The 25,117-nt window shown below is 33.4% G+C and carries 19 protein-coding genes; 2 read left to right on the top strand and 17 right to left on the bottom strand.

The window, feature by feature from the left end; genetic code table 11:
• The first annotated feature begins 91 nt into the window (after positions 1–91).
• The gene (locus tag BXU11_RS04470) at positions 92–2,119 is read left to right on the top strand and encodes a M3 family metallopeptidase (RefSeq protein WP_078211158.1); all 2,028 of its coding nucleotides are present in this window, start codon (positions 92–94) and stop codon (positions 2,117–2,119) included.
• 79 nt (positions 2,120–2,198) lie between these two features.
• Here BXU11_RS04470 and BXU11_RS04465 read toward each other — a convergent pair whose 3' ends face one another.
• Both BXU11_RS04465 and BXU11_RS04460 read right to left on the bottom strand, forming a co-directional pair.
• On the bottom strand, positions 2,199–3,074 hold the full coding sequence (locus tag BXU11_RS04465) for an RES domain-containing protein (RefSeq protein ID WP_024981479.1): 876 nt from the start codon (positions 3,072–3,074) through the stop codon (positions 2,199–2,201).
• A 6-nt stretch (positions 3,075–3,080) separates the two neighbouring features.
• On the bottom strand, positions 3,081–4,193 hold the full coding sequence (locus BXU11_RS04460; RefSeq protein WP_078211157.1) for an ATP-binding protein: 1,113 nt from the start codon (positions 4,191–4,193) through the stop codon (positions 3,081–3,083).
• Positions 4,194–4,671: 478 nt separating this feature from the next.
• Here BXU11_RS04460 and BXU11_RS04455 point away from each other — a divergent pair, with 478 nt between their 5' ends.
• On the top strand, positions 4,672–6,579 hold the full coding sequence (locus BXU11_RS04455) for an SPFH domain-containing protein (protein ID WP_078211156.1): 1,908 nt from the start codon (positions 4,672–4,674) through the stop codon (positions 6,577–6,579).
• A gap of 992 nt (positions 6,580–7,571) precedes the next feature.
• On the opposite strand, the gene BXU11_RS04450 is transcribed toward BXU11_RS04455, so the two are convergent.
• From BXU11_RS04450 to BXU11_RS04380, 15 genes are all read right to left on the bottom strand, one after another.
• Positions 7,572–9,794, bottom strand: a complete 2,223-nt coding sequence (locus BXU11_RS04450) for an amidohydrolase (RefSeq protein ID WP_078211155.1) — start codon at positions 9,792–9,794, stop codon at positions 7,572–7,574.
• Between the two features lie 746 nt (positions 9,795–10,540).
• On the bottom strand, positions 10,541–11,740 hold the full coding sequence (locus tag BXU11_RS04445) for an AMP-binding protein (protein ID WP_078211154.1): 1,200 nt from the start codon (positions 11,738–11,740) through the stop codon (positions 10,541–10,543).
• A gap of 3 nt (positions 11,741–11,743) precedes the next feature.
• Positions 11,744–12,667, bottom strand: a complete 924-nt coding sequence (locus BXU11_RS04440) for a glycosyltransferase family 2 protein (RefSeq protein WP_078211153.1) — start codon at positions 12,665–12,667, stop codon at positions 11,744–11,746.
• Positions 12,668–12,677: 10 nt separating this feature from the next.
• A complete protein-coding gene (locus BXU11_RS04435) occupies positions 12,678–13,943 on the bottom strand; it encodes a hypothetical protein (protein ID WP_078211152.1) in 1,266 nt (421 codons plus the stop codon).
• Between the two features lie 13 nt (positions 13,944–13,956).
• Positions 13,957–14,769 (bottom strand): hypothetical protein, encoded by an 813-nt coding sequence (locus BXU11_RS04430; RefSeq protein ID WP_139363438.1) that lies wholly within the window; start codon positions 14,767–14,769, stop codon positions 13,957–13,959.
• Positions 14,770–15,031: 262 nt separating this feature from the next.
• Positions 15,032–15,988 carry a glycosyltransferase family 2 protein gene (locus BXU11_RS04425; protein WP_078211150.1) on the bottom strand — a complete coding sequence of 319 codons (957 nt, stop codon included), beginning with the start codon at positions 15,986–15,988 and terminating at the stop codon, positions 15,032–15,034.
• A 116-nt stretch (positions 15,989–16,104) separates the two neighbouring features.
• A complete protein-coding gene (locus tag BXU11_RS04420) occupies positions 16,105–16,695 on the bottom strand; it encodes a methyltransferase domain-containing protein (protein ID WP_024981471.1) in 591 nt (196 codons plus the stop codon).
• Positions 16,696–18,120: a radical SAM protein gene (locus BXU11_RS04415; RefSeq protein ID WP_139363437.1), complete on the bottom strand. Its 1,425-nt coding sequence runs from the start codon at positions 18,118–18,120 to the stop codon at positions 16,696–16,698.
• An 83-nt stretch (positions 18,121–18,203) separates the two neighbouring features.
• Positions 18,204–18,374, bottom strand: a complete 171-nt coding sequence (locus tag BXU11_RS04410; protein ID WP_078211148.1) for a DUF1843 domain-containing protein — start codon at positions 18,372–18,374, stop codon at positions 18,204–18,206.
• A 76-nt stretch (positions 18,375–18,450) separates the two neighbouring features.
• Positions 18,451–18,630, bottom strand: a complete 180-nt coding sequence (locus tag BXU11_RS04405; protein WP_024981469.1) for a DUF1843 domain-containing protein — start codon at positions 18,628–18,630, stop codon at positions 18,451–18,453.
• Between the two features lie 84 nt (positions 18,631–18,714).
• On the bottom strand, positions 18,715–19,374 hold the full coding sequence (locus tag BXU11_RS04400; RefSeq protein ID WP_024981468.1) for a hypothetical protein: 660 nt from the start codon (positions 19,372–19,374) through the stop codon (positions 18,715–18,717).
• A gap of 711 nt (positions 19,375–20,085) precedes the next feature.
• Positions 20,086–20,838: a DUF2182 domain-containing protein gene (locus tag BXU11_RS04395; protein WP_078211147.1), complete on the bottom strand. Its 753-nt coding sequence runs from the start codon at positions 20,836–20,838 to the stop codon at positions 20,086–20,088.
• 9 nt (positions 20,839–20,847) lie between these two features.
• Positions 20,848–22,710, bottom strand: a complete 1,863-nt coding sequence (locus BXU11_RS04390) for a tyrosinase family protein (protein WP_078211146.1) — start codon at positions 22,708–22,710, stop codon at positions 20,848–20,850.
• Positions 22,711–23,149: 439 nt separating this feature from the next.
• Positions 23,150–24,133 carry a hypothetical protein gene (locus tag BXU11_RS04385; protein WP_078211145.1) on the bottom strand — a complete coding sequence of 328 codons (984 nt, stop codon included), beginning with the start codon at positions 24,131–24,133 and terminating at the stop codon, positions 23,150–23,152.
• A 31-nt stretch (positions 24,134–24,164) separates the two neighbouring features.
• Positions 24,165–24,914 carry a glycosyltransferase family 2 protein gene (locus BXU11_RS04380; protein WP_223253666.1) on the bottom strand — a complete coding sequence of 250 codons (750 nt, stop codon included), beginning with the start codon at positions 24,912–24,914 and terminating at the stop codon, positions 24,165–24,167.
• Positions 24,915–25,117: the final 203 nt, after the last annotated feature.

The raw sequence follows: 25,117 nt of genomic DNA, 5'->3' as shown, positions 1-25,117 counted from the left end.
TAATCAATAAAAGTATGGACAGATTCCGCAATTATAAATATTAATTATAAAAAAAGTACGGACAGGTCGCGACCTGTCCCTTCGGTAAAATATGGAAATTTTAACCTCTACCTTTAACACGAAATACAATACCGCACCCTTTTCTCAGATAAAATTGGAGGATTATAAACCTGCATTTATCGAGAATATCGCTACGGCAAAAGCGGAAATTGATGGCATCATCAACAATCCTACAGCTCCAACCTTCGAAAACACTATCGAGGCCTTGGATTTTTCAGGAAATGCTTTGGACCGTTTATCGTCTATTTTCTTTAATTTGAATTCGGCCGAAACTTGCGATGAGATGCAAAAAATCGCCCAAGAAGTTTCGCCTTTGTTGACCGAATTCAGCAATGACATTACCTTAAACGAAGCCTTATTCCAAAGAATAAAATCGGTTTACGAGCAAAAAGACACCTTAAATTTATCGCCCGAACAAGCAACATTATTAGACAAGAAATTCAAAAGTTTTTCTCGAAATGGTGCCTTGCTTTCGGAAGAAGACAAACTAAAATTACGTGAGATTGATACGGAATTGGCTAAACTCAAACTGACTTTCAGTGAAAATGTTTTAGCCGAAACCAACAACTACCAATTGCATTTAACTAATGAAGCTGATTTGAAAGGTTTACCAGAAGGTGCCATCGAAGCAGCTAGTGCATTGGCCAAAAGCAAAGATTTGGAGGGTTGGATTTTTACTTTGGATTTCCCAAGTTACATTCCGTTTGTGACCTATGCCGACAACCGTGAATTGCGTGCAGCAATCGCCATCGCTGCTGGTAAAAAAGCCTTTCAAAATAACGAATTCGACAATCAAGCCATTGCCTTAAAAATTGCTAAGTTACGCTTCGAAAGAGCTAATTTATTGGGATATGAAACGCATTCTCATTTTGTTTTGGAAGAAAGAATGGCGCAACATCCTGACAAAGTCAAATCGTTTTTGAATGATTTGTTGACCAAAGCCAAACCAGCCGCTGAAAAAGAGTTTGCTGAATTATCGGCTTTCGCCAAAGATTTAGACGGCATTGAACAATTAGAAAAATGGGATGGCGCCTACTATGCTGAAAAATTGAAGCAAAAATTATTCAATTTGGATGACGAAAAGCTAAAACCTTATTTTCAATTAGAAAACGTTTTGAACGGCGCGTTTACTATAGCCAACAAATTATTTGGATTGATTTTTACTGAGGTTTTCGACATCGATAAATACCACGAAGAAGTAACCACCTATGAAGTGAAAGATGAGTTTGGAGAACTCGTGGCTATTTTCTACGCTGATTTTTTCCCAAGAAAAGGCAAACGAAACGGTGCTTGGATGACTTCTTTCAAATCGCAATACATAAAAGACGGTAGCAACGAAAGACCACACATTTCTAATGTTTGTAATTTCACCAAACCAACCGCTACCAAACCTTCATTACTAACTTTTAATGAAGTAACGACTTTATTCCACGAATTTGGTCACGGCTTACACGGTATGTTGGCCAACACTATTTATCCAAGTTTGTCAGGAACCTCAGTGTATTGGGATTTTGTGGAATTACCAAGTCAGGTGATGGAAAACTGGTGTTACGAACCTGAAGCACTGGCATTATTTGCGAAACATTATGAAACGGGTGAAATTATTCCACAAGAATATGTCGACAAGATAAAAGAAAGCGCTAGTTTCCAAGAAGGGATGGCCACGCTTCGCCAATTGAGTTTTGGTATTTTAGATATGGCCTTTCATAGTAACAATCCAAACGCCATTACTGACATTAAAGCGTTTGAAAAAACAGCTTTTGAAAGCACTTCATTATATCCAGATGTAGCCGAAAACTGTATGTCGGTTTCCTTCTCCCATATTTTTGCAGGCGGTTATTCGTCTGGATATTATAGCTACAAATGGGCAGAAGTGCTCGATGCCGATGCGTTTGCTTATTTTCAAGAAAAAGGCATTTTCAATAAAGAAGTGGCGACAAAATTCAAAGACAACGTACTTTCAAAAGGCGGTACCGAATTACCAATGGAACTTTACAAACGCTTTAGAGGGCAAGAACCAAAGGCGGATGCGCTTTTGAAAAGAGCGGGGTTATTGTAAAAGATTACAGATATTAGAATTTAGAATTCAAAGAAAATTCCGAAGTAGCAGTGCTTCGGAATTTTTTATTTCAAATAAACTAAAATTCAATTCTTTCCGTATTTTCAGGTTTGACTGGTGGAATTTTCCATTCAATATCAAAAAAATCTGCTGGATATATTTTCTCACCCTTAACTCGACCATTTCTCAACAACTTAAGTTTTAAAAAATCTTTACCCTTTTCAATAACTTGAATTGTTTGTATCGTAGTGATTTCAAAAAAACAATGTACCCACCAAGGTTTCAAAGCAAAACAATAACTTTTTTGATTTCTAATAATACTAGGATACAACAAACCATCAGTTTGTATTAAACTTTTTTTTCTGTGTGTTCCATCAGTCATAAAAATTTGAGATACTGCAACACTCAATTTATACTTATATAATTCATTGTCATCAACATCTTGATGAAATAATTTGTCTAAAAAATTTTCAATTTCATATTGACTTTCATCTAAAATATAGCCATCAAATAAATTTTGAAGATTAGGAATTTTAACTAAATAAGTTTTACCTATTGGATTGATTCTAAATTGAGGAACAGAGTCAGTATAAAAGTTACTAAAATTAGCAATGGTAATATAATCTCCCACTTCAGGCTTAACTTCAAGAACAGCAGTTATAAAATCACCTGAACAATAAAACATACTCTCCCCATCATTATTACACCTCCCTAATTTTGCAAATTCAATCGGTGGATTCCAAAATTCTTTTTCATTTATAAATTCGAACAAAGTTCCATCCACAAAATTACCTTTAACATTGTTATGCTTCCTTGCTCGATAAAAACCATTGAATGTAAAAGTTGTAAAAATATCAGTCGTATATCTCTTGTCTAACATTATTTGACTAATCTCTTCTTTCAAAGTTGATATATCTTTCTGTTTACTATCTATAATTAATTTTTCAAAGTCCATAATCTACTATTTCAAAAACTCCCTAAAATTATCTGCTGTAATAATCTCAAAACTTCCTTTGTAGTTGTCCGAAAAAGTTTTGGGTAATTTCACTTTTTTGGCTTTCCATTTGAATTCATAGGCATTCACATCATCAGCAACCGTTTCAACATAATCGATTTCTTGTTGCTGTGTGGTTCGCCAGAAATATGGCTTTGCTATGCTGTTTTGATAACTCAATACTTTCATACGTTCTGAAATAAGGAAATTTTCCCAAAGAGCGCCTTTATCTTGTCGGAATTCTAAAAAATTAAAATTTCCTATCAGCATATTCCGAACACCATTGTCGTAGAAATAGATTTTTCGATTGGCTTTTATTTCATTTCGAACATTACGGCTGAAACTATTTAATTTAAAAATCACAAAACTCTTTTCGAGCAAATCGATATAACTGCTTACCGTATTTTTATCAACACCAACTAACTGGGCAAGTTCATTATAACTCACTTCACTCCCAATTTGAAGCGCCAAAGCTTGAAGAATCTTCTCTAATACCTCGGATTTTCGAATGCCTGTCAAAGCCAAAATATCTTTGTACAAATAACTTGAAACCAAGTTCTTTAGAATTTCATATTCGTTTCCAAAATTATTAATTACATCTGGATACATACCATATAACAATCGGAGTTCGAGTTGTTGTTTTGCTTTCATATAGCCCACATTATTCTCAAATTCGGCCCAAGAAACTGGAAACATTTGAAACTCAAATTTCCTGCCTGTAAGCGGTTCTTGGGTCAAATTATGAATATCCAACGCTGAAGAACCACTCACTATAACTTGGACATCCTTGATTTGATCTACAATGATTTTTAGTTTCAAACCAATATTCGGAATGCGTTGTACTTCATCGATAAAAACATATTTGTAGTCGCCAATTATACTTTTTAGCGTTTCGGTATTAGCATTAGCCAAAGTATCCATTATCACCGAGTCGTCTCCGTCCAAAAACAAATACGAAACACCTTTTAGCAACTCATTAATTAAGGTAGTTTTTCCGACTTGCCTTGGACCAACCAGAACAATAGCTTTTCCTTTATTGAGACGATTTCTTATCCTCTCTATTAAACTCCTAGTTATCATTATATTAATTTTAATCAAATGTAATAAAATAATTTAATATTCACCAATTATTATGTTTTTTAAGATATTGTATTCACCAATTATTATGTTATTTAGGGAATATATTCACCAATTATTATATTATTTAAATAAATAATTGCAACATCAACCCAAAAATCAGCAAAACAAAATAAAACTCCAGAAAAATTGAAAAGCACAAATTAAGAATCAAAACTAAGTGACAATGGAAATTTCGGTTTTATTATTTTCTAAAATATTTCTTATTTTTTTGTAACAATTAGTAAGTGTTTCCGTATAATTAGAGATTTTATACCATAACGATATTCTAAAATAACAAACAGCTGTTGTAACTTCAAAAAGGGATTTCAATTTTCTTATATAATTTGAATTCAGAAACTAAAAAAAGAAATTACAGTATTTTTCTATAGTCATTATCTATAAAATTCAAACATAGTAGTAATCAAAAAAATATTTCATAATGACTGCAATTCTAGATTTTTGGTGGGTATTTTTACTAGTTTTATCCATCGTTCTTTACAAATTTGTTTTAAGAGTTTTCTTTGGAATGGTTATCGTTCCCGAGGACAAAATTGGATTAGTAACCAAAAAATTCGTGCTCTTTGGTGCCGACAAATCATTACCTGACGGAAGAATTATAGCCACTAAAGGCGAAGCAGGGTTTCAAGCCCAAACCCTCGCTCCAGGTTTGTATTGGGGAATGTGGATTTGGCAATTTTCAGTAGATATGACCCCATTTACAATTATCCCTGAAGGGAAAATTGGATTGGTTTTGAGTAAAGATGGTAAAGAAATCCCAACGGGACGCATCCTTGCAAGAAAAGTGGACAGCGACAACTATCAAGACGCCACTGCTTTCTTAACTAACGGTGGACAAAAAGGAAGGCAATCCGCTTTTATAACCACTGGATCTTATCGTATCAATACCTTTTTGTTCGAAATTGTAATTGCCGAACAAATAAAGATTTTTGAAAATATGGTTGGAATTGTAACCGCCCTAGATGGTGATCCAATTCCGCAAGGACAAATTGCAGGTAAATATGTAGATGGCCACAATAACTTTCAAGATTTTGACTATTTCCTAGAGCAAGGTGGAAATCGTGGCTTGCAACCTCAAGTAATGTTGGCAGGTTCTTACTATATCAATACTTGGGCAATTCAAATAGAACAAAACCCAATGACAGATGTCCCAATTGGTTATGTAGGAGTTGTGATTTCCTATATCGGTGAAGACGGAAAAGATGTTACAGGAGACACCTTCAAGCACGGTAATATTGTGTCAAAAGGGCAACGTGGTGTTTGGATGGAACCGTTTGGCCCAGGTAAATATGCATTGAATAAATACACTACAAAACTTGAACCTGTTCCAACAACAAACCTAGTACTAAACTGGGCAAATGCAAGAAGTGAATCCCACGACCTTGACAAGAATCTATCAACAATCACCGTTCGTTCAAAAGATGGTTTCCCTTTTAATTTGGATGTAGCGCAAATTATTCACGTTCCCGCGAACGAAGCTCCAAAAGTTATTGCTCGTTTTGGTAGTATGACCAACTTAGTATCCCAAGTTTTGGAACCAACTATCGGTAACTATTTTAGAAACTCAGCGCAAGATAGCGATGTAATTTCATTCTTAAGTACTCGTAAAGAGCGACAAGAATCAGCTAAAAACCATATCAAAGCAGTATTGGATGAATACAACGTAAATGCAGTTGATACTTTAATTGGTGATATCGTTCCTCCGGATTCTTTAATGAAAACGTTGACTGATAGAAAAATTGCGGAAGAGGAACAAAAAACCTATCAAACCCAAAGAATGGCGCAAGAACAACGTCAAGGTGTAGAAAAAGAAACTGCTATTGCAGATATGCAAAAAGAAATCGTAAAAGCCTCTCAAAGTGTTGAAATTGCTCAAAGAACGGCTGATGCGACTGTTAAAAAAGCAGAAGGAGATGCTACAAGTTTGAAACTTAACGTAAATGCAGAGGCAGAGGCAACTAAAATGCGTGCCAATGCAGAAGCCGAAGCTACTAAAGCAAGAGCTGGAGCACAAGCTGAAGCTACTAGATTAAATGCAAGCGCAGAAGCTGAAAAAATTTCTAAAACTGGTTTAGCTGAAGCTGAAAAAATCAAGGCTATTGGTCAATCTACAGCCGAAGCTTATCAATTACAGGTTTCAGCAATGGGCGGTGATAACTTCACTAAATACAAAATTACCGAGGAAATTGGAAAAGGAAATATCAAAGTAATTCCCGATGTCTTAATTTCAGGAACAAATGGTTCTGAAGGTGGAATCAGCGGATTACTAGGTATGAAACTAATGGAGATGATGGATGCCAAAACTGACAAACCAACTCCTAAGAAATAATTATTAATCGCTAAATTTTAGTCATAAAACTTCATTGTTTTGAAGCTCTATCTTAAAATCCGAAGCCATGCTTCGGATTTTTTATTTACCAAAAAAATAAGGCAGCTTTATTGTACCCTAAAAAAAAAATCGATAAAAATACTTAACAGAGGCAGTTCTTTTCGGTCATCCTCTTTTTATAATCGAATTTGGTTTGGACATCTATACGCTGTTAAGTACATGCAAACCTATAAATTAAAATCAATAGTTAAAATAATAGGGGTGTCCATTATTAACTGAGTATTTGCAATTTAAGCTATTTACTTACTATCGTTGGGTAATAACAACTCACGTAACAATTCTTTTTGCCAGTATAATAGGTTCTCCGATCTTTATTAAGGATGATTAGAGGTGTAAAGATGTTTGCTTATCGTTTAAATTCCCTCCTTCTTTGGATTCTAAATTATAACGTCAAATGGATTTTGATACCCCTAACTTGTTAATGAACTGATAATAAGTTTTAATTTACCCACTAAACATCGAAAAATTATACAAGTAAATAACTTTACAAGTCTATTATTTTATTGCTAAAAATGTGTTCTGCATGATACCCATAAATCTCTAAACCTTTGTTTTCTTGACAATATTGCAATGCTTTATAAAATTATTTTTTTGATTTAACCTCGTTAATTATCCATCCAGCCTACTGTTCTTATGGCTACAAAATAGGCTTCATAAATATTGCTCTATACTTTGTTGTCGTTTCTGTTTTAAAATTAAACAAAAAAGTTGTAGCCTTTTACAACTACAACTTTTTTACTATAAATGTCTGCTCACTGTTGTGAGCACAGAATGCAATTCAGCGCTAACCATTAGATTGAAGACAAAACTTTGCTATTGGGTTGTATTTTTTTTGTAATTGACAACATTTGAGCGTAAAATGAGGCCTTTTGGTACTCTGAAATACCACTCTTGTGTTTATCTAAAATACAAGATTTATCTCAAATCCAATTTTATCCGTTCTTGTATTGAACTCCACCTACCCACGTTTCTAGTACCTTGATATTTCTCATGTTCAGGTATGCTTTCTCCGGCGTATCCATGAGCATAGGATTTTTTTCCAAAATAATGAAATCGGCGAGTTTTCCCTTCAACAAAGACCCTACCAAATGGTCTGCTTGGCACTGCCATGCTGCATCAAGTGTTACTGCTTTTAAAGCTTGTACTAAACTGATTCTTTCCGATATATTCAAAACTGGAAGATCATTAAAATCAGTGTTTGTTGGTTTGTCTCCACTCTTTTTTTTCCAGTTCGTATAGTAATCCTTTGCCTTTTCCGAGCCTTCCATAATTCGTGTAATTGCCTGTTCCATATATCTAAGCGGACCCAAGGGCGTTACCGCATTGTCACTGTGCAGCGTAATTCGCAGTGAATGATCTAAGGCCGATTTGCACAAGTCAAGATGTTTAGCTGCTGAATTGACTGATTGCGATTTTGGGAAAATGTAATTATCGAATACATAGCCCCAGTAACCCACATGACCAATTAAGAAACTTGGTTGAATCCCATATTCCTCCATGTCCTTCAAATTCTGCTCATTCAATAATGAACAATGTTCAATACGATTTCTCTTTTTTTGGAATTCCTCTATCTCTTCCTTTGTTGGAAGTGTACCAAGTGATTCTTTGTATGCATTGATTGTGTAGTCTACCGCTTGATTCCCATTGGCGTGGATAAGTATTGGCCAACCTTTTTCTACAATATCCTTGACGATGGCATTGTTATGCTTTATTCCTTCATTGAGAGTATTATCAATAAGAGGGTCAAGCTTAGCCTGAGTTTGAAAATTATATATTCCTTTTTCATTTGGATCAGGGAGAGAAGGACAAACGTAATTCAGACTTTGATACCCTGTAAGTCCTTGATTGGACCCATCCGAGGTGATTTTTATACTTCCCCAATATCCGTTTATTGTATCCTCCTTAGGAGGTTGAAAAGGATCAAAATCTTCGAATTGTTTTTTTAGATCTTCATTTGCTTTTTCAAATTTATTTTCAATTCCATACGGAAGAGACATCCCAATGCGAATCCCTTTGTTTTCTGGCTTGTGATTATCCGGAGTACCATCTTTCTTAAAAACATCTTTCTTAAAAAAATATTCTTTCGCCCATGGTTGTTGCATTCCAGCATCATACACCATGGTGACCCCCAACTTTCTTGCAGATTGAATGTAATCGTCAATAGAATCATCTAAACCTCTCATAAGAGCTTTGACTTGAGTTTCGCAAATTGCGTTCATTACAGGTAACATCTGCACCACTTCTTGCAGGACACAATTTTCACTGTTCACATAATCAAACTCTTCGTGGTGGTATTTATTTAAAAAATCCTCATTACCCTTCTTCTTCTGGTAATCCCAAGTAGCTTTGAGCGCAGTTTTGTTCACATAAGCGGTATGTCCAGATGCGCTCATCAACAATATCGGAGGCATTTCAAAATTCGGGTTTGGATCTAGTAAGTCATGGTCTATCATTTCAAAAAAAGAAGAGCTAACGCAACTATCAATTGTCCAATCTTTCTCTGGATAAACCTCATACATTAGTGAAGGGTCGACACCAAGGCCTAAGAGCCAAAGCGGATCTTTTTCATTTTTAGAATCGTCAGGATTATTATTTATTTTCTCAAGTTCAATAACATCTTCCAAAACCTTGCTGAATAAATACGCTCGTGAATAATTTGGCATGAGAAATTGACCCTCAAAAGGTGAGTAGTTTTTCCAAATTTTGTCACCCCATTCTTCCGACAATGGAACCGGGTATTTTCCAAAGTCGCCAGCAGCACTCGGTACAATGTGACAATGAGGCTCTATAAGTCCTGGGAGTATTGTTTTTCCATTTAAATCCTGTAGATCTATCTTTTCGTCATCAGCCTCTTTCTTAGCCCTTTCACTCGTTCCAAGCCATGTTATCATTCCGTTATCTATTCTCATGGCCTGGTAATAAAAATCTGGATCTGTAACATCAACGATCATTTTATTCTTATCTTCCCTTTGTACAGGATAAATGATGCCGTTGTAAAATATCATTGACTTTGGTACCTCATTCTCTTGAACACTTTCAGCGCGTGCGTCTTTTGTTTCGTTGGAATTGGTAGTATTTAAGAGTAAATCAAAAGCTGGGTTGTAACAACCGCAGCCAATACAATCTTCATGGTTATGGTTATGCGTGTCTGACATAATGAATAGTTTTAGTTTGTTATTATTCAAGAAAATGTAACTAATATAAATTAACGCGAAAACAAATTCCGCCCCTGCAATTAACCTTTACAGAAAGGGTCGGTTTTTTAAGTGGGTTCTGCTCCACTATTAGATTTATCATTTCTGTCTAATACATCTTCAATAAATAACGTTTTATAAATCATGTAAACACATACAAGTTATTTTATTGAGAAAATTAATTAGAAACTAATGTTGAAAATATATTTTGCTAGCTTTCATTTTATTTTCTAGACTAAAATTAAAATAGAAGTCAAGCCTAAAATAAAAAAATGTCATGGAACAGCTATTTCAATACACGAGGTGAGCTTAAAATTATTACTCGCAGATATGTATATCCTAAATAATTATAACAAAAAAATGGCTTGACTAAAATTTTAATGGTAAATCAGGAACACATTAGTCCGCAAAAAATTAAAATAAGTACATAACTTTACTTCTCAATAATTTTAAAAAAACCTTGCACGTGCAGGCTTCCCCTTTCTAGCACAAGACTCTAAAAGTTATGGTCTATCACACCTATGAAGTGTACTATTTCAATTCGCTTGTATAAGTAAAAACAATAATAAACTCAACAATTTGTCATTTTAACTATACATAAAAAAAAGTACTGGGACATTAATTTGTTAAACTGAAAAACGAGTTAGGATTGAATCATTACAATCTACCCAAACCCACTGCTTAATTTACTCCTACAAAACACAAGATCAATTTCTTAAATCCACAAGCAATGGTGTTTTGGTAGTATTAGGATCAATATATAATTCAGCTATAGCAGCTAGTAACACCTCTATTTGCATAAATTTTTCGTTATAATGAAACAATTGCTGTAATCCTTCTGTTATTGTTTTTATAAGGTCGGGGTTTTGCTTATCAACGACTTCCTGAACAATCAGTAATCGAATTACTTCTTGAAGTTTTTTGTTATAGGACAATTGCAATTGAAAAGCTTCTGCTTGTTGCGTAAAAAAGGCAATTTGATCCAAATTATAATGTTGTTCTCCAACAATAAATGATTTTGTTTCCCTAGATTTTAACTCTAAAAAAAAGTCTCCATCTATATCAACCCATCTACCTAAATCTCCGATAGCATATCGAAAAACGGGAAACCTTTTGCGAAAAGTATTGGTGACCGCGATAATCCCGTATCCATTAGCATCAGGATCAATAATCTCTACTACAATACCTTTGATAACTGAGAACAAGGAAGGTCTTTTAGTAACATCCGACCAAGCCCAAATTCCAGTCTCGGCAGAACCGTACATAGAATAAACTTGTTCGTAGCCTAATTTTTTTCTTAGAAGCTTTTGCTGGCTTGGTCTTAAAAATTCACCCGCATAAAGCAAATTTTTAATTTGAAGCTGTATCTTTTTTTCTTCTAAAAACTTGGCAAAACACAACAATTTAGAAGGGGTTCCCAGAATAAAATTCGGATTGAAATAGTTAGTAGCTTGTAGCATATCATCATAACTTGCATGAGCACTTAATGACAATGTTGTTGCATTACATTTTTCTAAAATGTCATCCATAATTGCTGCTGTTCGATACATATCAGAATAACCAAAAATATTTAGCGCAACTGTTTTAGAGGTAAAAAAATTATTTTTGACTAACTCTTTTGCCATCGCAATTCGCTGATCTTGATTTTCTTGAATATCTACTGGAAAAACCAAAGGCTCCTGAGTACTTCCGCCCGATCGTACCAAATATACTCCTGTATTTTGATCGTGAAGTTTAAATTTTGTTTTTAAAATTGACATTAATTCTTTTTTACTCAACATCGGCGCATCAGCAACATTGTAAATTTCTTTATATAATTCGTCATATAAAGAATTGTTTCGGACTACTTCAAAATAATCTCGCAACACTGAATCGTATTTTTTTGGAACTAAATCAACTACATGCATAGTTTATCGTCTTATGAATTTTCTTCTTTTGAAATAGTAATAATTTTTAAGCAAAACCAAGGCATGATGAAATACAAATAACCCTTTTTGCTGCCAAGACGGCAATCGTTCCATCGCGTGTTCATACCATCGCTGCGACAACATTCCCATAAGATGTTGATCGTACCGATTGGAGCTCTTTTGATACCGTTTTATCGAAATAGGAATTTCTAAATCTCTCCAATTAATATAACTAGTTCGAGACAAGCTTCCTTCTACCTCTCTAACTTCAATGCAGGCTTTATTTAGTAATCCTACATATATGGGCTCTGTCATATTCTTCAAAACGCGATACCAAAAATCAATCCCTTCATTTAAAGAAACTCCAGCCTCATAACGAAGTTCATGTAGATATTTTCTACGTATAACAACGTTACTGCCAACCCCCATAATAAAATCTGGTGAACTAACAGTATGCAAAATATTAGGTATTACATACAAATGATTTGAAAGAAATTGCATTTCCTTTGCAAAGGATTTAATATTTGGCAAATAATAATTAGATGGATTCAATAAAATACCTAGAACTACTACATCCAAATTTCCCTCTTCCATAATAGCACCTACTTCCCTTATGCAAGTGGGAGTATAACAATCGTCAGCATCTAAAAAACTTATAAGTTCTCCAGTGGCTAGTTGAATTCCTATATTTCTGGCATTTCCAGGACCCGTGTTTTCATCTAATTCTACAATTTGAATTGCAGTTTGCAAAAATTGTGGTGCAAAAAAAGACAGCGCTTCTTTCAAGCAAATGAGACTTAGATCATTACTACAATCATCTACAACAATAATTTGAGATGGTTTTTTTTCCTGAAAAGCTAACGAACGAATAGTATCATAGATATACTTTTCTTTGTTGTAAAGAGGTATAATTACAGTATGTTTCATAATTATACTACTACTCTACTAATGGATAAATCAATGCTCTTCCCTGATGTACATTTACAATCGATTCATCTGAACCACGAAACAAACCGGCTCCATAGGTTTTATTGTCTTTACATAACAACATTCCGACCAAATGGATTCGGCGATGGTTTTCGGTATCGATAAATTCTTTCTGCTCTACAAAATGCTGAATCAAAAAATTACTCCAATTCTCTCTTACAATAGTTTCCCATTCTTTAATAGTACAATCATTTTTAACGTACGCACCAATGCCTCTGCCTCCGCTATTCAATTTTAGAATTAGATTTTGTTCACAATCAATAAAAGGATCACAACTAGCAGCATCGCTAATAATAAAACTCGGAATAAGATATTTTCGTAAAAAAGCATACTCTTCTTCATCCAAATAATCATTCATAATTTGTGCATCATACATTACTGCCAATACTCTTTTATCATGAATTAAAATCAGGGTTCGGATATCGTTGAAATATAAGTTTTGCTGAACCAACTTATTCAAAACTTCTTTCTTTACTTTTTTTAATTCTTCGCGATCCATTTCTAAAATAAAGTGCAAAATAGGTTCGCCATTTACACAAATGAAATCATTAAGAACAGTTAAATCCTGAGGTTTAACAGAAATTAATTGAATTTGAAACTTGGCTAATTCCTTTTGAAGAAGAAAAATTTCGGTTCCTTTTTCATCATCATGAACAAAAGCGACCTTCCCACTAGGAGCAAATTGATTCCGTAAATCATTAACTATGTTTTTTATACACTTAGGGGTAACCTTTTGTACTATTCCACTAGAATTAAGCCGATCATTTATCAATTTCAAATAATAGCTAATCATCCAGCCGTTTAAGGGATATCGTGCACCAATCTCACAAATTTTTATTTGATCGTGGATATCATATAAAAAATCAGGGCGATAAAAACCCTGATCATATATTTCGCTATTACTTTTTCTTAAAATATTTTCAAGTTCTTCATCGAGCTGATAGTATTTACGAATTCTACTATCTTCAAAATAATTTAAAACAATTGCTCTACAAGTTTTGTTTAAAATGGCACACAATCGATTCATCTCTTGATAGTATTCTGAAGATAGCATCACTGAAGAATTAGCAAAAGAATGACTATTTAGTCCAGAATCATTTTGAAAATATTCAGAAAACAACTCGTTCCACTTTTTCTGTTTATCCGCTTGATTTTGCAGTAACTGAATTTTAGGCATAATGAGTTGGGATTTCGTTTCTTTCTTAGTAATAGCCATAAGTACTATTAAATTAATAACTAAGTTCTTTTAGCTCCATTACATCTTCCATTACGGCAGATTTTTTATCTAAATAGTCTTTAATAATTGGCTCTAAATCATATGATTCTACATCAATATTCATTGCTTGTGCATAATAAAAAACAGCACTAACTGCAAAAAAGAAATGGTTTTTCTCTGTTGGTCCACAATGTACACTGATCCATGCCAATGTTTTTTCGCACGCTTCCTCTGAGTAATTATAATCATTAATTAACCATGATTTAAATTTTGGAAGTATGAACTCTACCTCACCATGAGTATAAATCTCATGAATCAATGTGGTCAATAACGCAATCATTATATCTTTATTTCGCAAGGAATTTTGATCTTTCCATGCTTTGAAATCACAAGCACTTTGATTTAAATACTTGCGTGAAAGCCAATCATCATCAGTACAAATAGTTGTGGCCATGGTATAAAACATCTGAGAATGTAAAATTCGACCTACTACGGCTAAATCTTCATCTACAATTCTGTTTAAGCTTGTAATTGAAAGTAAAAGCGCTTTTTCGTCTACAATTGGTTGATTTTTATGCACCAGCATCGTCATTCGATTACTAATCCCTGCCACTGTCATCGCACTATTATTTGTTTGACTCCAACTATGAAAAAAACGTTGCAATCGTTCTTTATCCTGAACTTTAGACGTCAATTGATTGAAGCTTTTTTCAATTTTTGAAAATGATTCTTGTTGATTGGGCAAGAATTTTAATAATTGATCCTTTAAATAAGATGCTTCCATTCCTTGAAGAACCGGAAGAATGATTGAACTCAAATTTGTCATAACTATTTATGTTTAATGGTTAGCATTTTTAACTTAATCGTACTTTTTGTAAATCTTTCTTTAGCAAAAAAATCAATAATTCTTTGTCGGAAAAGCGTTCATTTTTATTTATAGTAAACCTAGTTTTTAACAACCGTTCATTAATATAAAATGTCACAAATACATTAATTTTTGGCATAAAACGAAAAATCTTTGCTACGATAAATACCTAATAAAAAACAAAAGCACACCGGTTTTTCGTGTGCATTTAAACTTCTTTTTCTTACAATATAACTTGAGCTTTTAATTTTGTTTTCACAAAACGTCTTTTAAGCTTGTATACAAGTGCTTTTATCCAAATTTTTTTATGGTGATAGGTAAAGATTATTTTATGATTTATATCCTCTAAGTTTTTCATAGCATGTCCAAACCAACGTAAACTTAACATTCCAACCAATTGCAAATCAAATGGATTATCACTTCTTTCATAACGTCTTACCGTAGGCGGAATGTTTAGTTCTTTCCAATGGGCATACTTCTTTCTAGAGAGACTTCCTTGTACTTCTGTTACGCGAATATAACTTCCAGTTAATAGTCCAATACTCGTCGCTTTATTTTCAACTACTGATTTTAAAACTCTATACCAAAAATCAACACCTTCATTCAATAAAGACCCGACTTCATAACGATGTGAACCTATACATTTACGAGCGACAACAACATTACTCCCGCGTCCCATAAAAAAATAAGGGGAGCTAACCGCGAATAAAGGATGATGTAAACCAAACAACTCATTATTTATTGGAGTAAGATGTTGCTTTATTTTTTTTATTTCAGGATACTCTACACCAGATGGATTCAATTTTATTCCGACTACTAAAAAGTTTATTTGTTCTTTGAACATATACTTCACAGCCGTTTCAATAAACTCTTTTTCATAGTAATCGTCTCCATCCAAAAAACTAATGAAATCTCCAGTTGCTATTTCTAATCCAATATTTCTAGCATTACCTGGCCCTGAGTTTTTTGTTAATGCAATAGTTTCAATTTTAGTAGTAGAAAAAGCTTCGTTATGCATTAAAAAACTATTTTTAGCGACCTCTAAGCTTGCGTCAGTACTAGCGTCATCTACTAGAATTATTTCATGAGGCTTTTTAGTTTGAAAAGCCAAAGAAGAAATTGTTTTTGCAATATATTTTTCTTTATTAAACAAAGGAATGACCACAGTATACCTCAACATAAACCTAAACCTTTTTTATAATTAAATGCTCAATAAATTCAAACAAGGTTCCTTTTTTAAATCAACAATAACATTGCATGAAATAGCAAATTACTTGTTTACTCTAATCCATTTTATTACCGTAAATTATGATTAAGCGATTTTGAACGATAATATTTTATTTTCCGAACAATATCAATATCTATTACATGATACTCTTCTAACCAATCGGTTTGATCGAAGTATACACAACGTGACTCTGCAATCACCACAATCGATTTGATCAATGAAATTTGATATAATTTGTTTAACAATTCACCATATTGAAAATCAAAAAGAGGATTGTAGAGATAGAAGATATTTCCATCAGAAACATCGGCTTTCAAAATATCGCCACAAATAACACTAGCATTTGCTATTTGCTCTTTTTGAATTATGGATGCGCAAACTTGATTTCGTTCAGGTAGGATTTCAATCCCTTTAAATTGTGCTTCAGGATATTTTAAAGCTCCAAACAAAATGATATTCCCATAACCCGAACCCAAATCATAAAAAACCGTTTCACTTGTTACCTGGATAGCATCAAAAATCACATCCAAAAAGCTAGAAGATCCATATCGAAAAGAATTAAGCCCATGTTGAATTGTAATTGCTGACAGGCTCAATGTATTTTCAATACTTTCAGAATAAGTATCAATTTCAGTTTGTAGTTGATTGAAAGCTCTCATTTATTTCATCATTAAAAGTTCTAATTTTTCTAACGAAACAATTGCTCTCTGTAACTTTTGGGCATATTCTTCGTTTACCTTTTGAATATCGGATTTACAAAAAGTACATATAACCTCTTCTTCATAAACATAATTATCACAACCATTACACATTTTAAGCGCCTTTGGGATTCTGGGTATTCTATCAGAATTAGACAAAACTGAGATCGGAGCGACATCGTTAGGTGATTGCACTTCTACTATTTCACCTTTTTCATTTTCTACTACAATTTCAAAAAGGCCTATGTCAAATGATAATCCAGGTGCTTCTTGTATTTTTCTTATACGTTCGTGTAGCCCCTTCTTTTTTAATTCTAACGCTCTATAATGGCAAAAAGGATTATTACCTCTTTTACCAAATAAAACGTGACTAGTCCAGGTACAGCCTGCCAAACAGGAGGATTCATAATAGCAACCTTTGCAACCTCCCCATAATTCTTCTTTATTTCGATATCGAGAAAAAACCATTTCTTCACTATATTTCCAGATATCTTCCAACTTCATATCTTTTACATTTCCACCAGTGTATTCGGTTGTAGGCAGTGATGGACAACCTTTGATCTTACCATCTGCTTCAATTCCAATTCCGGTATGTCCTGCTGAACATCCGGTATAATATTTTTCATTTCCTTGTCGCCAAATGTGTTCATACGGTCCAAAATAACCTATATTATTTCCTGCTTGAATTAAAACATTATTAGCTAAGGCTTTTCTGTAGATTACAATAAGTTTGTCATAAAAATCTATTAACTCGTAGGGCTGTACAATTAATTCTTCCGAATTATCTACGGCATTGCCCATGGCAACAGCCAATTGTATTTGCCAATTTTTCACCCCATTTTCGATTAATACATCCAAAAGTTCATTCAATTCATTTTTACTGCTTTTCGTAACAACTGTATTTACACTAGAGGGTATATTGTGCTGCTTCAATAATTGCAAACAATTGATAACATGATCAAAAGAATCGCTTCTTCCTCTTATTTTATTATGTGTAGCTGGCAATCCATCTAAGGAAACACCTATATTTCTAATTCCTGCTTTTTTGGCATCAATAATTCGTTGCTCTGTAAGATTATAGGCTCCAGATTGCATAGAACATTCCATACCGCTTTGATGAATTCTTTGAATAATATCTAACCAATCTTTTCTCAAAAAAGCTTCTCCACCTATAATAGTAATTTCTCTTGTACCTAGACGTTTTAGACTATCAATAACATCAAAACATTGTTCTGTAGTCAATTCACCAGGTCTAACTTTACCGGCTCTTGAACCACAATGTGAGCATTTTAAATTACAAGCTAACGTTATTTCCCAAACTACATGAACGGGGGTAGCTGTTTTATAATCATCTCTTACTCTGTATCGTGTAGAAGTTTTTTCCATTTTTTTTGCTATTTCAGTTCCGTAAATCACTAAAAAAAAGCGGTTTAAAAAGTAAAACTTAAAAAACCGCTCTCCAATTTTGATTACTTTTTTAGTGCGTCAATTGCATCAAGCAATTCTAACAATGCTGCACTTAAATCTTTTTGTTCTCTGACAGTTTGTTTAGCTTGTTCGGCTACTGCAATCATTTTTTCTAAATCATTTGAAGCTATTGCCTCTCTGATTCCTGCTGCGTAAAGCATTACTACTCCCATGATACGTATATTTTATAGTTATTCCTACTCTTAAGGTTTTTCGGCTACACCCTTGTTTTGCTGTACAAGTCAGTAATTATTTAAAGTTTTTTTTTAAAGAATCAATTGCTTCTAATAATTCTAACAATGCAACATGCATATCTCCTTGTCCTTTTACAATTTGTTTTGTTTGTTCAGCTATGGCTTGCATTTTTTCCAAATCGTTTGAAGCAATAGCTTCTCGAATTGCGGCTCCATAAGGCATCATTATTCCCATGATTTACATTTTTAATTGTTAATGATTCTTTATTCACATTTTCTTATTCCTATCTAATACATTTTATAAAAAACAATCTAGTCTTTAGAATTTAAATTCCTGTAAAAAAAGTGCTGTTTCATTTGAGCTCAAACAAGTTAAATTACCCATGGTAAAGGTTTTGCCTTCTTTGTTCTTACCAGTAATCATAATATTTTTCATTCCTACTCTTAATGTGCCGACACGTTTTCCTCCAACAACTTCTACTCCCATTTCATGAGGTGTTCCTGTCTTAGTAGCAATTACATTACCTGAGCCATTTTCAATCAGCATTAACTCTCCAATTGCTGGCGGTGAAAATAACTGACTCACCGTAATATCAGTTAGAGATCCCAAAGTAATGTAAGCTGGTAACATAGCAGCATCCATGTTAATTGTTTCAGAATCTTGTTGATTCATTCTAATAGTTCTACCAAACTGAGGCTGATTACTAGTATTAGTACAATACATCCACGGAGTAGTAAATGGTGCGCCATCTTCCGTCTCTCCCATTGCCACATAGCGTTGATGCATAACAAGTTGAGGGCTTTGATTTCCTGAATCTAAATCAAGATTGTAAAAAGCAGACATTATAAGTGTCCCAACAGCATAAGTCCCACTTGCTCCCTCAATAACAGGAAGAATCACCGGCCCAACACCTCCACCATTCCAATCAACATAAGGATATACACTCACGTTTTTAACTTTTACAGGTATAGCTTGCATAACAATTAGTTTTTATTCTTACTCATAAGGCTTTTCAGATTCCGCCTTCGTATATAACTGTACGAAACAGTTCGTTTATTTAACGTGGTTTTCTGCTCCACAATTTTGAATTAATTATCCTTTATAGGTTTCTCTAAATAAATTTTATAACTCACTAAAAACATGTTCGTTATTTTATAAAAAATGAATCATAAAAAGTCCAAAAATAAGTAGTACGCCTCTTTAATTTCATTATTAAAATTACAAGAGAAGCAAAGTCAAGACTAAAAAAATGACATGAAACAGAATTATTCAAGCATGAAAGGTATAAAAAGCACAACAAGTTACCATATTTGCAAAATACTGATTATCAAGTATTAACATTTTTTTGATTTACTATAGAAAGTAGCTTCTTAATAAAAATTAAAAAACACTATATGTTTTATTATATAGGGATTTCCTTTTGAGTATACTTTTTATGAGTAACCATCTTTTTACACTAAATCTCTACCTTAATTTAATAGGAAAAATTTATGACATTGTGTTTTTTTTCAATAGATAAGCTCTACGATAGTATTCTTTTTTTAAAATAAAAGCTAGGCACATAGCTAAAATAATAATCCGCAAAAAACTGATACTCCTATTTTTTTATTAAAATACAAGAGTATCAGTTTAAGAAGTAAATTATAAGTGATATTAATTTTATAGATAATCTCGGTTTAGTAACTAAATTCAAAAAGAAGTTATCAATTTAATTCTAGTTTGAGCAATAATGATTTTCAACAATTTCAATCGAGGTGTAAGAAACCACATCGGAAATCTAGGATTTTCTAGATGCTCACTAATCATAATAAAAGTCACCAGTAACATTGCTAGATTATGCCCTTTGGGTAATAGCATAGGAAATAGCATCAATGCCCATCCAGAGCCAAAACACCAAACACCGTGGGTAAGTCCAAAAAACAATGAGTCTCTAAAAGCCTTTAACCCAAAAGCTGATAAAATTCGATGATCATGACCAAGGTTTAAAAACCACTGTTTCATTGGTGAAATTTCCCACACTATAGCCATAGCAAACAATCCCATTGCCGGAATGTAAGACATTGGTAGTAAAAGATTAAATCCCATTATTACTGCTATCATAAAAAAACCAGCAATCATCCAAATCTGTATATAACCCAACACGAATACTAAAGCACATACAAAACGATAGCGCTTAAAACTTTGTTGGTAAATAAACTGAATCGGTAGAATTAATTTAGGAAGCATCATTGCTACCACCATAAGTCCCCAACCAATAAACTGGGATGAAAAAAACTTCATGCCAAGCAACATCTGATATGATGTAGGAGAAGGACATGAAGCAAAAACATGACAGTATCTCATAGCCATAATATGTCCTGGGTTTACCAAAAGCAACATCCAAAACAAAGCACTTATTGCCAACAAACTAATCGCAATTCGTTTATTTTGAGAAAGCTTCATTTTATTCACTTATTGCCCTGAACGGTAAATTCCTATTCGCTCAACTGTAATTTCATTACCATCTAGAAGAGTATCTTTACTCTTTATTTGAATATCTATCGCATCAATATCAATTGCATTTTCAAGGTGTAATTGATCAATAATACTTGTGATATTGAATTTATAAGTAAGTCCAGCTCCTCCGTGAGACGAGTTTTTCATCGATGCCCCAATGAGTCCAAAAAGAGAAACAGATTTCACAAATGTTTGATTTACATAAACTGAAATAAAATTAGAGTCTCCGCCACCTTTTACACCTTCTAACTGGAGATACACCTCGTCAGGAACAGCAGAAACAGACGCTTTTAAAAGACTATTCTTTACTGATTTCCATGCTGTTTTGTCCAATTGTACAGTAGCTTTAGCTTCTGTGTTTTTTAAAATAATTGAACCATTACTTGCACCTACTAATTCATTGTTCGTTTGATTTGTCATCTTAACTGCTGTTTCTAAATTTGTTGCTCCCAATTTAGTTAATCTATCTGATAAACTGTCTTGTTGAGAACTCGGTTTAACAGTGTCATAAGAAGTTAAAGAGAGATCACTATATGTATAAGAATAATAAGATCCATTATACTTCAAATTATTGGTTGATTGAACATCTCCAGGCGTGTAATACCAAGGAGTTCCTGATGAATCCAACGGCATAGCAAATTGTGAATTACCATTCGCTGTAGGCCCCACTAGCCAATCTGCATCCGATGGATTACTATTATTTCCTGTTATATTCCAAGCATCCCACATACGATCAATATTAGAATGATGCAAGAAAAATATAGGGTCGAGTCCTGCTGTTGCGGGAACGCCCATAAGACCAATCTGTTTTGCAGCATTTTGGCCACCCACCATACCGTGAACGAAATTATGAGGATTCTGCTCAAGATCTCCTGTCTCTGAACCACTATGTGAAAATCCAGTTTCGCCTCCTCCGTAAAAATAACCATTTAAATCTCCTGGACCGGATTGTGATGGTGCTTTCTCTTCACTGTATATGGTATCCCATTGGCATTCATCATTTGCTTCATTCTCGTCGTTACCTACCTGAACACTAGAACCATATCGCTCAGGCACATACAAAGGATTTGGTGTGTTATCAGGTAAAACAGTAACTGTAAATGCTGGAGGGATATTAGACTCAACATAAACCGTTGTTTGACTTAAATAATTCCAATATGGTAATGCCCAGTCCGAAGGTCCTTTTAATTCAGCAATAATTGTACGAAGAATATTTTCGAGTGCTACCAAATACCCTCTATGCCACGGAGGAAAAAACCAAGTTCCGTGCTGACACTGATCCCAAAAAAGATTGGTTAATGACTTGGATGGAAGTGTACTCAAATTTGCTGCAGATCCTATATAACTAATATTTACCCAATTTAGATATTGGTACGGCTTTGGATATACCGATTCAGGCAGTAGTAATTCTCCATGAATTGCAGCGTAAAACCACCAGCTAGTAGGATCGCTTATTGGGCGAGATTGCATTACCTGTACAGCTTTTGCATACCAATATAGGTCTGTGTAATTTCCCGATTGATCCACAAACTGCCCACCGTTATTGGCATCCCAAGCATTTCTTCTTAAATAAACTAATTGTTTCCAAGTTGTTCCATTATCCCAATCTATCTCATCATTATTACTTGATAATGTCCCTGTTTTATTTCCTCCATCATCCGTAAAATTTACGGTAACTACTAATGGATTAGAACTACTTAAAGTGCCTTGAAAAGGACCTCGCCCGTTGCTGTAGCTTACACTAATACTCGTTTTAGATCCAGTAATTGTGATTAACACATTTTGTTGATCTACCCATTTTCCAATAAATGAATTCATATTTTAGTTATTTAGTTGGTTGTCTTAATTTATTAAAGTCATTATTTACCAAACGAAACCGTTCTTTTTTTAAGTGGTTTTCTGCTCCAGCATTTTTACTATTCTTACCTATCTCGCACTAACCAAATTTTATAAATCTTATAAAACAGATGTGGGTTATTATGAGAAATGAATTAGAAGAAGATTCAAAATAAATATTATCCCCCCTTTAATTTCTTTACTAAAATTACAAGAGTAGCAAAGTCAAGAATAAAAAAATGACATGAAATAGTATTATTCACGCACGAAAGGTATAATTAACACGATGAGCCCATTTTTAAAACATAAATCATTCATTATCAATGACAAATAATTTATTTTTTAAAAATAATGAATAGTTACTCGTTAGGATGTGAAAAAAAAATTGTTTTTGAAAGGTATAAATCAACTAGAGAACAATTTACGCTGTAGTGGTATAGGAGGGGTTTATCGAAAAGGTGTCAAAACTTATTTCTTGTCGTAACAACTCTATATCTAGACTACCATCATCTTCGGTTTTTATGTAATTGGGTTCTGGTAAATAGCGCAATTGAAGATGAGGATGATATACGGTTTTTCTGCCTTTACGGAAATATGCGCACATTACCGAGAAACTACTATTGGAGCAAACCAAAATATCAGCTTGAACAAAGGATTTAAAAATAGCATGAATTTGATCATAGTTTTTTTGCTCACGATCAGAACCAAGTAAAACTCTAGTGTGCTTTCTATTCGAAAATCTTTGTAAAATATCCTCAGAATTTTGTTTTTCAGTATAAATACTAAAATGAACCTTACCTACACCACAGGCCTTTTCTATATGCAAAATGATATTCTCATAATAATCCATATCAAACATATATCTTACTGCATAGGGACTTGTAAAGTGTTGTGGAAACTTCTCTCTATCATAATCCGTCCCCCTATTAATATGAACAGCAACTTCAATAGGCGATCTAAATTCGGTTACTTCTAATGAATGTATTTCATTAAAATTACTAGAGAACTCATGTTGAATTTCACTAAAAACATTCTGTTGGGTTCTTCCTTCTAAATACCATGGTATTGTTTGAAATGGATGAATTCGTAAAGCATTTTCAAAAATGACCAAAGTATCATTACTATTTTCGGGTAACACTTTCGTGAAATGTTCTAGTAACTCCTCATAGTCGTCAATTCCGCACCAAAGAGGGCCTTCAACTCTTACTATATTTTTATATTTTAATTCACGATCCGCTCGCTCAACAACAGGATATTTATATCCAAAACCAAAATAATCCAAATATTCATAGGGTGTATGCACATAATTGAAATCAAATAAACGACCAATAGTAAGCCCTCCTAATGCGTCTTTGAGTTGATGACCATGATTCCCTCCAGAGGTAAAGTCAATTGTAAAGTCCATTTTGTCTTGATTTTAGTTATTTTTTTTTAACTTATGGAATAATTTTCTCGAGAAATTTTGATGATTCAAAAATACTATCAATATAACTCTCCCCATCAAGGTACTCAGCCCCATGTTTTTTGTCCTTACTGATTTCGCTCATTCTATTTGCATATCCTTTATGTTTTTTATACAAATAATCTTTTCCAAGGTATTTATAGTGTAAAAGTTTCAATTCTATTTTTGAAGATTCAATTCTATTTCCATAGAAAACAGGCTGACACAGATGCGCACCAGGCCTATAGTTTATCTCTTTTACTTTTTTAGGATCAAAAATGACTTGTTTATCAAATCTTTCAGATCGAACACCGTATTTAACTTGTTCCGTTATCAAGCTTTCGTAATTCGTTGGGAAATCATCACTCATCATATTATAACCAATCACAGTGGGCATAATTATTTTTTGTTCTTTAGCTATCAACAACTTTTCTAACAATTGCTCGTCGTATAAAAATTCATCCATATCACAAACAATTACATAATCTGCTGTACTACATTTCCAACAATTATTCTTTGACTCTGTCAATTTATCCTCTACAAACTCATTTCCAGTATCTAAATACCAGAATTCTATGTTTTTATAGTCACTTGCTAAACAAATCGAATTATCTGAACTTTGATTATCAATAATGATTATTTTACTACATATTTTAGAATAATAATTTAGAGTATGTAAAATCATTTTCTCCTCATTAAAACAAAGCAGATAAAGCTCAATAGCAATAGCACTATTTGTAATCATCGTTTTTTAGGTTTTATTTTTCTATCCAAATATTAAGGTTCAATCTTAACAGTTGAACTATTAAGCAAAAATCATCTGCTTTAGTTTCATTATTATAATGCCATTAAGAAGAGTAAAATATATGCGTTGATTTTTATGCTTGTGTTACAAAGAACTCTGATTATTTCTATGTCTTTTCTTATTTGGAATAGTGAATTGGATGT

The organism is Flavobacterium sp. LM5 (assembly GCF_002017945.1).
GTDB classification, from domain to species: Bacteria; Bacteroidota; Bacteroidia; order Flavobacteriales; family Flavobacteriaceae; genus Flavobacterium; species Flavobacterium succinicans.
The sequence above is the reverse complement of the archived record's forward strand: the minus strand, read 5'-3'. Positions and strand labels throughout refer to the sequence as shown.